The following is a 10365-nucleotide window of genomic DNA, read 5'->3' on the forward strand; positions in this document are numbered from 1 at the left end:
TACCTCCTACACCAACATCGCCCGGCCGCCCGGGTTGCGGGCGGAGAGCCACCCCCACGCCTGCGGCCGTGCCCGCCGCGCGGGCGGGGGCGTCTGCCCCCGCCCTCGCGGCGTTCCCGGCGATGTCCGGGGTCCAGGAGAGGATGACGCCATGGGGCGGCAGGACGGCACGGGCAGGCTCGTCTCGCCCGCGGGCGCGGACGACGCCGGCGCGGGCATCCTGCACGTGGACATGGACGCGTTCTACGCGGCCGTCGAGGTGCTCGACGATCCGTCGCTCGCGGGCAAGCCGATCATCATCGGCGCGCCGGACGGCCGCTCGGTCGTGTCGAGCGCGTCGTACGAGGCGCGCCGGTTCGGCGTGCGCTCGGCCATGCCCGTGAGCCAGGCGATCCGGCTCTGTCCGCACGCCCTCATCGTGCCGCCGCACTTCGACCGCTATCGCGCCTTGTCGGCGCAGGTCATGGACATCTTCCGCAGCATCACGCCGCTCGTCGAGCAGCTGTCGATCGACGAGGCGTTCCTCGACGTGCGCGGCGCGCGGCGCCTGTGGGGACCCCCGGGGGCGATCGCGCGGATGATCCGCCAGCGCGTGCGCGCGGAGGCGGGCATCACGTGCTCGGTGGGCGCCGCGGCGACCAAGCACGTCGCGAAGATGGCCTCCACGCTGTCCAAGCCCGACGGCCTGCTGATCGTGCCCGCCGCTCGCACTCTCGAGTTCCTCGAGCCGCGGTCGGTGCGCGCCATCTGGGGCGTCGGCCCGCGTGCCGCGGAGGGACTCGAATCCCGCGGCATCCGCACGATCGGAGACGTGCGGCGCACGCCGGCGGATGTCCTCGAGCGCGCGCTCGGGCGGGCGGCGGCCGAGCGGGTCGCGGCGCTCGCGCGCGGGGAGGATCCGCGCCGCATCGAGACCCAGCGCGTCGAGAAGAGCATCTCGCACGAGGAGACCTTCCACGACGACGTGTCGGACGCCGGCCTGCTCCGTGCCGAGATGCTCCGTCTCGCCGACCGGGTCGCCGTGCGGCTGCGGCGCGGCGGCCTCGAGGCGGGCGGCGTCTCGATCAAGGTCCGGTTCTCGGACTTCGCGACCATCACGCGATCGCAGACGCTCGGCGAGCCGAGCGCGAGCGGTCAGCGCATCGGCGAGGTCGCGCGAGAGCTGCTCGCCGCCGTCGAGCTGCGGCAGGCGGTCCGTCTCATCGGCGTACGGGCCGACCGCCTCGGAGCAGCCGGCGGTGGCGCCCTCGCGCTGTGGGACGACGACGAGGACTGGAAGCGCGTGGAGGGGACGCTCGACGACGCGGTGGCGCGCTTCGGCGACGGCGTCGTCACGCGCGCCGCCTTCCTGGGGCGTGCCGAGCGCCATCCGCAGGTACCGCGCACGCCGCGACCGGCGGAGGATTCCGACTGACAGCCGTGCGACTCCCGAGTAGCGTGGTCGCATGCCCAACATCGCACTGGAAATCGGCCGCATCTCGGCGGGACTCGGAGTGAGCGCCGCGTACGGCGAGCCGCAGGAGGTCGACGGCGAGCGCTTCGTGCCCGTCGCCGCGACCTGGACGGGGTTCGGCGGGGGATCCGACGAGAGCGGGAACGGCGGCGGGGGAGGCGGCGGATTCTCCGCCCCGATCGGCGCGTACGTGCGCCGCGGAGGGGAGCTCCGCTTCGAGCCGAACCTCGTCGCGCTGCTCGCCGTCGCCGTGCCCTTCGTGTGCGTGGCGGGTCACGCGCTCACGAAGATCATCCGTGCCCTCAAGAAGTAGCGGGGCACCCGAGCGCGTCCTCCGTCTCGTCGCGGCGCGCGGTGCGCGCCGGCTCGTGATCGACGGCCGCAGCGGAGCGGGCAAGACGACGCTCGCGCGCGCCGTGGCGGCGGGATGGCCCGGCGGCGCAGCGCAGCTCGTCTCGCTCGACGAGCTCTATCCCGGCTGGGGTGGCCTCCGCGAGGGAGCGGCGCTCGCCTGCGCGCTCGTGCTCGCCCCGCACCGCGCGCGGGAGCGCGGGCGCTATCGGCGCTTCGACTGGGGCGCAGGCACCTTCGCGGGCGAGGCGGTGGAGGTCGATCCCGAGCGCGCTCTCGTCGTGGAGGGGTGCGGCGCGCTGACGGCGGCGTCCGCCCCGATGGCGGATGCCGCGATCTGGCTCGACGGCGACGCCGAGGAGCGTCGGCGACGGGCGCTCGAGCGCGACGGCGACGGCTTCCGCCCGCACTGGGAGCGGTGGGCCGCGCAGGAGGACGTGCACATCGTGACGGAGAGGCCGCAGGAGCGCGCGCACCTGAGGCTGCGGATGTCGTGACTCAGCGGTCCTGTCCGTCGGCGGCGAGCACGAGGAGCTCGAGCCGGTACCCCAGCCAGTCGTACAGCGCGAAGCGCGGCTCGTGTCGATCGACGAGATCGTCGCTCTGGTCGATTCCGAGCCGCGTGGCGAGGACGAGGCGCACGGCGGCGAGCGTGCGCAGCCAGGCGTTCGTCTCCTCCGCGTCCAGCTCGAGCGGCGTACCGCGATCGATGCCGGCGAGCACGACGCCCGCGTCGTCTGCGCGGCGTCGCAGCAGGTCGTCGCGCGTGAGGCCGCGGAACTCGGCGGCGGCCTCGGCGTCGTCGCGATACGCCGAGGGCGTCAGGCGCTCGAGCGCGGGGTCGTCGGCGCCCCCGGCGACGAGCCCCGCGAACTGCGCGACGAGCTCGCGCAGGTGGTCGCGCTCGAACGCGGACAGCTCGACGACGACGCCTGGCATCACTCGGCCCTCCGCACGGTGGCCCAGAGACCGTAGTCGTGCATCGCCTGCGCGTGGAGCTCCATCTGCTCGCGCGCTCCCTCCGCGACGACGGCGTGGCCGTCGTTGTGGACGGCGAGCATGAGGGCGGTCGCCTGCTCGAGCGGATAGCCGAAGTACTGTCGGAACACGTGTACGACGTAGCTCATGAGGTTCACGGGGTCGTCCCACACGACCGTCTGCCACGGCGTCGAGGGGGCGGCTCCGAGGTCGATCTGCTCGTCGAGCTCCGGCGAGGCGGTGGGCATCAGGCCCATCCGAGCTCGTGCAGGCGGTCGTCGTCGATCCCGTAGAAGTGGGCGATCTCGTGCACGAGCGTCGTGTGCACCTCGTCGCGCAGCTCGGCCAGATCGGCGCACCGGTCGAGGTGGGGCTCGCGGTAGACGATGATGCGGTCGGGGAGCTCGCCCATCCCGTAGCGGCCGCGCTCGGTGAGCGCGAGGCCGTCGTACAGCCCGAGGAGATCGAGGCTGCCGTCCTCTGGACGATCCTCGACGACGAACACGACGTTGTCGAGGCCGTCGACCATCTCGTCGGGCAGTCGATCCAACTCGTCGACGACGAGGCTCTCGAAGGCGTCCGCGTCCATGTCCATCATCGCGAATCGAGTCTAGCCGCAGGTCCGGGAACGGGATCGGGGCCCGGACGATCGTCCGGGCCCCGAAGAATGGGGTGGCTAACCGGGCTTGAACCGGCGACCCCCTGGACCACAACCAGGTGCTCTACCAACTGAGCTATAGCCACCATGTGCCCCGGCCTGCCGGGGCAACTTCTCTATTCTGTCACACGCTCCGCGCAAAAGACGAAACGACGTCCTCGGCCGTGTCGCGGGCCTCCTCCGACGTCGGCCCGGGCTGCGCGACGAAGACGGCACGGCGGTAGTAGGCGAGCTCGCGGATCGACTCCAGGATGTCGGCGAGTGCGCGATGGCCGCCGTCCTTGCCCGGCGCCTGGAAGTACGCGCGCGGGTACCAGCGACGGGAGAGCTCCTTGATGCTGGAGACGTCGACGTTGCGGTAGTGCAGGTGCCCGTCGACCTGCGGCATGTACTTCGCGAGGAACATCCGGTCGGTGCCGATCGTGTTGCCCGCGAGCGGCGCCTTCCGCTCGAGCGGGACGAAGCGGCGGATGTACTCGAGCGACTGCCGCTCGGCCTCCTCGAGCGGAACTCCGGACGGGATCTCCTCCAGAAGACCGGAGGTGCGATGCATCCCCGTCACGAACTCGCCCATGTTGTCGAGTGCGGCCTGCGTCGGCCGGATGACCACCTGGAAGCCGGGGTCGAGGATGCGGAGCTCGAAGTCCGTCACGACGATCGCGATCTCGACGAGCTCGTCGACCGAGAGGTCGAGGCCCGTCATCTCGCAGTCGATCCAGACGAGCCGGTCGTTCTCGGATGCGCTCACCATCCCCCCAGCCTATCGAGGGGCGCCGACGCGCGATGGTCCCCCAGGCACGATTCGAACGTGCGACCTGCGAGTTAGAAGCTCGTTGCTCTGGTCCACTGAGCTACTGGGGGTCTCCTCGAGCATATCGCCCTTGCGCGTCAAGCCCTGGTGCACGCCGGCGGCGCGACATACCGTCGTTGAGGGGACCAGTGGAAGGAGTCGACGATGACGACGATGCAGGAGGGGCGGCTGTGGGTCGCCCACGGCGCCAACGGGGCCGTCGGATCGATCAAGGAGACGGACGAGGGGTTCGAGGTGCGGATGGTGGACCGAACGGAGCCGGTCGGCACCTACCCCGAGCTCGACATCGCGAAGAGCGCGCTCCACGCGCACCTCACGCCGGGGGCGGAGCGTCCCGAGTTCCGCCGGCACTGATCGCCGCAGCCGCGGACCCCGCGTGCGCTGTCGCGGACGCGGGGCCCGCCAGGAGCCGCATGGCCGCCCCGACGAGCGGGCCGATGGCGAGCGCGAACGCGATCGTGCCCACGCCCACCGTCCCTCCGAGCAGCCAGCCCGCGGCCAGCACGGTGATCTCGACCGTCGCGCGGGCGCGCCACAGCGGCCATCCGAGACGTCGGTGCAGACCCGTCATGAGGCCGTCCCGCGGTCCTGCGCCGAGGTCGGCGCCGAGGTAGACGCCGGATGCGAGGGCGACGAGCGCGATGCCGGCGGCCAGGAGCGCGACGCGCGGTGCGAAGTCGTCAGGGCGGGGGAGCAGGGTGAGGGCGATCTGCATGCTCGTGCCGACGAGCAGCACGTTGAGCAGGGTCCCGAGTCCGGGTCTCTGACGCAGCGGGATCCACACGAGCAGGACGAGGGCTCCGAGGAGGTTCGTCGTCCAGCCGACGCCGATACCGGTCTGGCGGGAGATCCCCTCGGCGAGGACCGTCCAGGGATCGACGCCGAGCCCGGCCGTGACCGTGAGCGCCGCTCCGACGCCGTACAGGGCGAGGCCGATCACGAGGCGCGACATCCGGACGGCCGCGCGGATGGGCGCGTTCACGATCGGTTGTCCGTCTCGGTCGCCACGGCGCGATAGCCGTCGCGGACGATCTCGACGATCGCGGTGACGATCGCGCAGAGCGAGAGCGCGGCGAGCGGGACGAGGACGACGAGGGTGACGAACATGCATCCATGCCACTCCCGAATTGGACCTTGCACAAGATGCCAATCCTGCTACGGTGGTCCGCATGATGGACTCTCGACTCTCTGCGAGGGCGCTCGACGAGCGCCTCGGACCGTGGCGCACCCGCGAGCCCGCGTACGAGGCGCTCGCCGATGCGATCCGTCTCCTGTGCCTCGACAACCGGATCGCCCCGCGCACCGCCCTTCCCGCGGAGCGCGAGCTCGCCGCGCGGCTGCGCGTGAGCCGCACGACCGTGGCGGCGGCGTACCGCAGCCTGCGCGAGAGCCGCCACATCGAGAGCGTCCGGGGGTCGGGGAGCATCACCCTTCCTCTCGGTCGCCGCGATCTCGGGAGGGCCACCGATGTCGACGGAGCCATCGACCTGCAGCAGGCGAGCCCTCCTGCCTGGCCGGGCCTCGCGGCGGCCTACGCCGAGGCAGCGGCGGACGCCCCCGCCGTGATCGCGCGCTCGGGCTACGAGATGTTCGGCCTGCGGAGCCTGCGCGAATCGATCGCGGCGCGGTTCTCGGCGCGCGGTCTCCCCACGACGGCGGAGCAGGTCATGATCACGACGGGTGCGCAGAGCGCCATCGCCCTGACGGCGCGACTGCTCGTGTCGCGCGGCGATCGGCTGCTCGTGGAGACGCCCACGTACCCCCACGCAGCCGAGAGCTACGCGGCGGCGGGCGCCCGGCTCGTCGGCGTGCCGGTCGCGCCCGGAGCCGGCTGGGACATGGAGCGCGCCGACGACGCGCTCCGGCGGGCGTCTCCCGTCGCGGCCTACCTCATGCCGCGATTCCACAACCCGACGGGCGAGACGATGTCCGTCGATGTCGTGGAGCGGATCGCGGCCGCCGCGCGCGCCTCGGGGACGGTGCTGGTGGTCGACGAGACGACGGCAGACCTCGACATCGCCGGTCAGGGCGCCGGGCTGCCGTTCGCGGCGCTCGCGCCGGCCGGCACGGAGGTCATCACGCTCGGGTCGGTCGGGAAGACGGTGTGGGGCGGATTGCGGGTCGGATGGGTCCGCGCCGACGAGCAGACGATTCGTCGCATGCTCGCCGCGCGTCCGCTGACGGACCTCGGCACTCCCGACTTCGAGCAAGTCGTCGTCGATCGGCTCATGCCGTTCATGCCGGAGATCATCGCCCAGCGCGCGGACCTTCTTCGCGACGGCCGCGACGCGGTCGTCGAGGAGCTCGCGCACCGGCTGCCGGACTGGCGTGCCGCGCCGCCGGACGGAGGGGTCGCCCTGTGGGTCGAGCTCGGCGCCCCTCGCAGCTCTGCACTCGTCCTCGCGGCCCGCCGGGCCGGCGTCCTCCTCTCGGCGGGTCCGCGGTTCTCCGTGGGCGGGGGTCACGAACGGCACCTCCGCATCCCCTTCACGGCGCCCGCCGACACGCTCCGGCGCGCCGTGGGCATCCTCGCCGACGTCTGGGACGAGGTCGCGGCCGGGCCCGCATCCGTCGAGCACGCCCCGGTGGACGCCCTCGTCTGAGGCGTCGCTGCGGCTTCCGCACGTGCGATGCGCCGCTCAGACGGAACGGCGGAGGACGTCGACGGCCTCGTCTGCCGTCCAGAACTCGCCGAACGCGATGAGGGCCCCGCACGCGGCATGGAATCGCTCTGCGCGATATCGCACGGCTCCGTCGGCCTCCACGACGCGGAGGTGGCCGACGCTGAGCCCGTCGGCTGCGGAGCGCACACGCCAGAGCGCCGCGCCCGCGCGCTCGAGGCGCGCCCAGGAGAGCCCGACCGGCGGCTCGTCGAGCGGAATGGCGAGGACTGTCGCGGTGTTGGTCATGAGTGGCTCCTTCCCGGCGTCTGCGACGATAGGAGGGGCCGCCGACATTCGTTCAGAGGAGTGCACATGACACAGACGTTCGTGATCGCAGGAGGCTGCTTCTGGTGCCTCGACGCGGCCTACCGCGCCCTCCGCGGGGTGACGTCGGTCGTGTCCGGCTACACGGGAGGCGCACGGCTGAACCCCTCGTACGAGCAGGTCTGCACGGGGGCGACGGGCCATGCCGAGGCGGTGAAGGTGGAGTTCGATCCCGACGTCATCGCGCCCGAGATCATCCTCGACGCGTTCTTCACCATGCACGACCCGCGGCAGCTCAACCACCAGGGGGCCGACCGCGGCACCCAGTACCGCAGCGCGATGTTCTTCGCCGACGACGCGCAGAGGGAGCTGTTCGAGGCCGCCCGCGAGCGTGCAGCCGACATCTGGGACGCCCCCGTCGGCTCGGTCGAGGGCGACATCGTGACGACGATCGAGCCGCTCGGGGCGTTCTACGACGCCGAGGACTACCACCAGGACTTCTTCGCGAAGAACCCCACGCAGGGGTACTGCCTCGCCGTCGCCGTGCCGAAGGTGAACAAGGTGCGCGCCCGGTTCGCGGAGTACGCGGCCTGACCTCGCTCTCTCGCCCAGGTCGCCTTTTCCGTCCCGAAACGGTCGTTCGAGGACGCGAACTGCGACCTGGGGGAGAGGTGCCGTGCGGCCGGCGGCGCGTTGAGCCGTGCACAGGCCGTCCCGGCGGCCGGATCGGTCCACAGATCGGGCAGGGCGCCCACGCGACGGCACGGCATGCGGTGTCCTGAGGGGACCAGGCGTCGGAGAGGGTCTCCGGCAGGAGGGATCCCCATGGCAGACCAGATCACCATCGTCGGGAACATCGCGAGCGACCCCGATCTGCGGACGCTCGCCGACGGCAGGCCGCTGCTGAAGTTCCGGATGGCGACCAATCACCGTCGCCTCGACAACGACACGAAGGAGTGGGTGGACGACGCGCCGAGCTTCTACTCGATCTCGGTCTTCGGCTCGCTCGCGAAGAACGGCGGCGCCTCGCTCGAGAAGGGTCAGCGGGTCATCGTCGCAGGGCGGCTCGTCGTCCGCTCGTGGAAGGGCGACACGGGGCCGCACACCGACGTGCAGATCACGGCCGATGCGCTCGGCATCGATCTGCTCTTCGGCACGGCGAAGTACGCGCGAGGCGGCACGTCCGCGAAGCGGGGGCAGGGCGAGCGCTCGACCCCGGCCGACGGCTGGGCCATCCCCGTGCACGACGGCGATGCGCCCGCGACCGCGTCCGCGGATGAGGCGTCGTCGGACGATCTCGCGCCGCTCGATCGCGAGGGCGAGGAGGTCGTCGCCACGCCGTTCTGACGTCGAGCGGACGGTGTCCTCCCCTTTCCGCCGTCCGACCCCTCCCGCGATCGCTCCGGTCGCTCAGGATCGGACCTCTCGCATGCGCGCGTCCCCCTCTAGACTGGGACCCAAATGGCTGAATACATCTACCAAATGGTGCGCGCCCGCAAGTCGGTGGGCGACAAGCTCATCCTCGACGACGTCACCATGGCGTTCCTGCCCGGAGCGAAGATCGGCATGGTCGGCCCGAACGGCGCCGGCAAGTCGACCATCCTCAAGATCATGGCGGGCCTCGACCAGCCCTCGAACGGCGAGGCGAAGCTCACTCCGGGCTTCACTGTCGGCATCCTCATGCAGGAGCCCGAGCTCGACGAGTCGAAGACGGTCCTGGAGAACGTGCAGGACGGCATCGCCATCAAGGCGAAGCTCGACCGGTTCAACGAGATCTCGGCGCTCATGGCCGAGCCCGACGCCGACTTCGACGCGCTCCTCGCCGAGATGGGGACCCTCCAGGAGGAGATCGACGCGGCAGACGGCTGGGACCTCGACTCCCAGCTCGAGCAGGCGATGGACGCTCTGCGCACGCCGCCGGCGGATGCGGCCATCGCCCCGCTCTCCGGCGGTGAGAAGCGCCGCGTCGCGCTCGCGAAGCTCCTGCTCCAGAAGCCCGATCTGCTCCTGCTGGACGAGCCCACCAACCACCTCGACGCCGAGAGCGTGCTCTGGCTCGAGCAGCACCTGCAGTCGTACAAGGGCGCCGTCATCGCGATCACCCACGACCGGTACTTCCTCGACCATGTCGCCGAGTGGATCGCGGAGGTCGACCGTGGCCGTCTCATCGGCTACGAGGGCAACTACTCGACCTACCTCGAGAAGAAGGCCGAGCGCCTCGACATCCAGGGCAAGAAGGACGCGAAGCTCCAGAAGCGCCTCAAGGACGAGCTCGAGTGGGTGCGCTCGAGCGCGAAGGGCCGTCAGACCAAGTCGAAGGCGCGTCTCGCGCGCTACGAGGAGATGGCGGCGGAGGCGGAGCGGACGCGGAAGCTGGACTTCGAGGAGATCCAGATCCCCGCGGGGCCGCGCCTCGGAAACGTCGTGATCGAGGCGAAGAACCTCCAGAAGGGCTTCGACGGCCGCTCGCTCATCGACGGGCTGAGCTTCAGCCTGCCGCCCAACGGCATCGTCGGCGTGATCGGCCCGAACGGCGTCGGCAAGACCACGCTCTTCAAGACGATCGTCGGCCTCGAGCCGCTCGACGGGGGCGACCTCAAGATCGGCGAGACGGTCAAGATCAGCTACGTCGACCAGTCCCGCGCCAGCATCGACCCCGAGAAGACGCTGTGGGAGGTCGTCTCCGACGGACTCGACTACATCACGGTCGGCAAGATCGAGATCCCCTCGCGCGCCTACGTGTCGAAGTTCGGCTTCAAGGGGCCCGACCAGCAGAAGAAGGCCGGCGTGCTCTCCGGCGGCGAGCGCAACCGCCTCAACCTGGCGCTCACCCTGAAGGAGGGCGGCAACCTGCTCCTCCTCGACGAGCCCACCAACGACCTCGACGTGGAGACCCTCGGGTCGCTCGAGAACGCGCTCCTCGAGTTCCCGGGCTGCGCCGTCGTCATCACCCACGACCGGTGGTTCCTCGACCGCATCGCCACGCACATCCTCGCCTACGAGGGCACCGACGAGAAGCCCGACCAGTGGTACTGGTTCGAGGGCAACTTCGAGGCGTACGAGGCGAACAAGATCGAGCGCCTGGGCGCGGACGCGGCGCGTCCCCACCGCACGACCCACCGCAAGCTCACGCGCGACTGAGCGCGACCGCTGCACGACGACGCCCGCCCGGAGATCCGGACGGGCG

At 71.3% G+C, this 10365-nt stretch carries 15 protein-coding genes and 2 tRNA genes; 8 read left to right on the plus strand and 9 right to left on the minus strand.

What is annotated here, in order from left to right; translation table 11 throughout:
- The first annotated feature begins 151 nt into the window (after positions 1 to 151).
- From dinB to ACWGPF_RS17105, 3 genes are read left to right on the plus strand one after another with little or no spacing between them, the layout of a single operon-like run.
- Complete coding sequence (gene dinB, locus ACWGPF_RS17095) at positions 152 to 1414, plus strand: DNA polymerase IV (RefSeq protein ID WP_452333930.1); 1263 nt, start codon at positions 152 to 154, stop codon at positions 1412 to 1414.
- 31 nt (positions 1415 to 1445) lie between these two features.
- Positions 1446 to 1766 (plus strand): hypothetical protein, encoded by a 321-nt coding sequence (locus tag ACWGPF_RS17100; protein WP_452333931.1) that lies wholly within the window; start codon positions 1446 to 1448, stop codon positions 1764 to 1766.
- Positions 1750 to 2301, plus strand: a complete 552-nt coding sequence (locus ACWGPF_RS17105) for a hypothetical protein (RefSeq protein ID WP_452333932.1) — start codon at positions 1750 to 1752, stop codon at positions 2299 to 2301. The genes ACWGPF_RS17100 and ACWGPF_RS17105 overlap by 17 nt, the downstream gene beginning before the upstream one ends.
- 1 nt (position 2302) lies before the next feature.
- Here the strand turns inward: ACWGPF_RS17105 and ACWGPF_RS17110 are convergent, their stop codons facing one another.
- From ACWGPF_RS17110 to ACWGPF_RS17135, 6 genes are all read right to left on the minus strand, one after another.
- Entirely contained in the window at positions 2303 to 2743 is a 441-nt protein-coding gene (locus ACWGPF_RS17110) for a DUF2017 family protein (RefSeq protein ID WP_452333933.1), read from the minus strand.
- The gene (gene clpS, locus ACWGPF_RS17115) at positions 2743 to 3039 is read right to left on the minus strand and encodes an ATP-dependent Clp protease adapter ClpS (RefSeq protein ID WP_452333934.1); all 297 of its coding nucleotides are present in this window, start codon (positions 3037 to 3039) and stop codon (positions 2743 to 2745) included. Before clpS ends, ACWGPF_RS17110 begins: the two co-directional genes overlap by 1 nt.
- Complete coding sequence (locus tag ACWGPF_RS17120) at positions 3030 to 3377, minus strand: metallopeptidase family protein (protein ID WP_452333943.1); 348 nt, start codon at positions 3375 to 3377, stop codon at positions 3030 to 3032. The genes clpS and ACWGPF_RS17120 overlap by 10 nt, the downstream gene beginning before the upstream one ends.
- 73 nt (positions 3378 to 3450) lie before the next feature.
- A tRNA-His gene (locus tag ACWGPF_RS17125) sits at positions 3451 to 3526 on the minus strand.
- Positions 3527 to 3564: 38 nt separating this feature from the next.
- Positions 3565 to 4191 carry an oligoribonuclease gene (orn, locus tag ACWGPF_RS17130; RefSeq protein ID WP_452333935.1) on the minus strand — a complete coding sequence of 209 codons (627 nt, stop codon included), beginning with the start codon at positions 4189 to 4191 and terminating at the stop codon, positions 3565 to 3567.
- 33 nt (positions 4192 to 4224) lie between these two features.
- Positions 4225 to 4301 (minus strand) — tRNA-Arg (locus tag ACWGPF_RS17135).
- Between the two features lie 94 nt (positions 4302 to 4395).
- On the opposite strand from ACWGPF_RS17135, the gene ACWGPF_RS17140 reads away from it, so the two are divergent.
- Positions 4396 to 4605 carry a methyltransferase gene (locus ACWGPF_RS17140; RefSeq protein ID WP_452333936.1) on the plus strand — a complete coding sequence of 70 codons (210 nt, stop codon included), beginning with the start codon at positions 4396 to 4398 and terminating at the stop codon, positions 4603 to 4605.
- On the opposite strand, the gene yczE is transcribed toward ACWGPF_RS17140, so the two are convergent.
- Both yczE and ACWGPF_RS17150 read right to left on the minus strand, forming a co-directional pair.
- Positions 4565 to 5203 (minus strand): membrane protein YczE, encoded by a 639-nt coding sequence (gene yczE, locus ACWGPF_RS17145; protein WP_452333944.1) that lies wholly within the window; start codon positions 5201 to 5203, stop codon positions 4565 to 4567. The genes ACWGPF_RS17140 and yczE overlap by 41 nt on opposite strands.
- A 26-nt stretch (positions 5204 to 5229) precedes the next feature.
- Positions 5230 to 5358, minus strand: a complete 129-nt coding sequence (locus ACWGPF_RS17150; protein ID WP_452333937.1) for a hypothetical protein — start codon at positions 5356 to 5358, stop codon at positions 5230 to 5232.
- Positions 5359 to 5420: 62 nt separating this feature from the next.
- On the opposite strand from ACWGPF_RS17150, the gene yczR reads away from it, so the two are divergent.
- Positions 5421 to 6854, plus strand: coding sequence for a MocR-like transcription factor YczR (gene yczR / locus ACWGPF_RS17155; protein ID WP_452333938.1), 1434 nt, complete (start codon positions 5421 to 5423; stop codon positions 6852 to 6854).
- A 36-nt stretch (positions 6855 to 6890) separates the two neighbouring features.
- Here yczR and ACWGPF_RS17160 read toward each other — a convergent pair whose 3' ends face one another.
- Positions 6891 to 7160: a hypothetical protein gene (locus ACWGPF_RS17160; RefSeq protein ID WP_452333939.1), complete on the minus strand. Its 270-nt coding sequence runs from the start codon at positions 7158 to 7160 to the stop codon at positions 6891 to 6893.
- Positions 7161 to 7226: 66 nt separating this feature from the next.
- Here ACWGPF_RS17160 and msrA point away from each other — a divergent pair, with 66 nt between their 5' ends.
- From msrA to ettA, 3 genes are all read left to right on the plus strand, one after another.
- Positions 7227 to 7772, plus strand: a complete 546-nt coding sequence (msrA, locus tag ACWGPF_RS17165; RefSeq protein ID WP_452333940.1) for a peptide-methionine (S)-S-oxide reductase MsrA — start codon at positions 7227 to 7229, stop codon at positions 7770 to 7772.
- Between the two features lie 231 nt (positions 7773 to 8003).
- Complete coding sequence (locus ACWGPF_RS17170) at positions 8004 to 8525, plus strand: single-stranded DNA-binding protein (RefSeq protein ID WP_452333941.1); 522 nt, start codon at positions 8004 to 8006, stop codon at positions 8523 to 8525.
- A 114-nt stretch (positions 8526 to 8639) separates the two neighbouring features.
- Positions 8640 to 10319 (plus strand): energy-dependent translational throttle protein EttA, encoded by a 1680-nt coding sequence (ettA, locus tag ACWGPF_RS17175; protein WP_452333942.1) that lies wholly within the window; start codon positions 8640 to 8642, stop codon positions 10317 to 10319.
- The last annotated feature ends 46 nt before the right edge of the window (positions 10320 to 10365 follow it).

This window comes from Microbacterium sp. NPDC055683 (assembly GCF_053617895.1).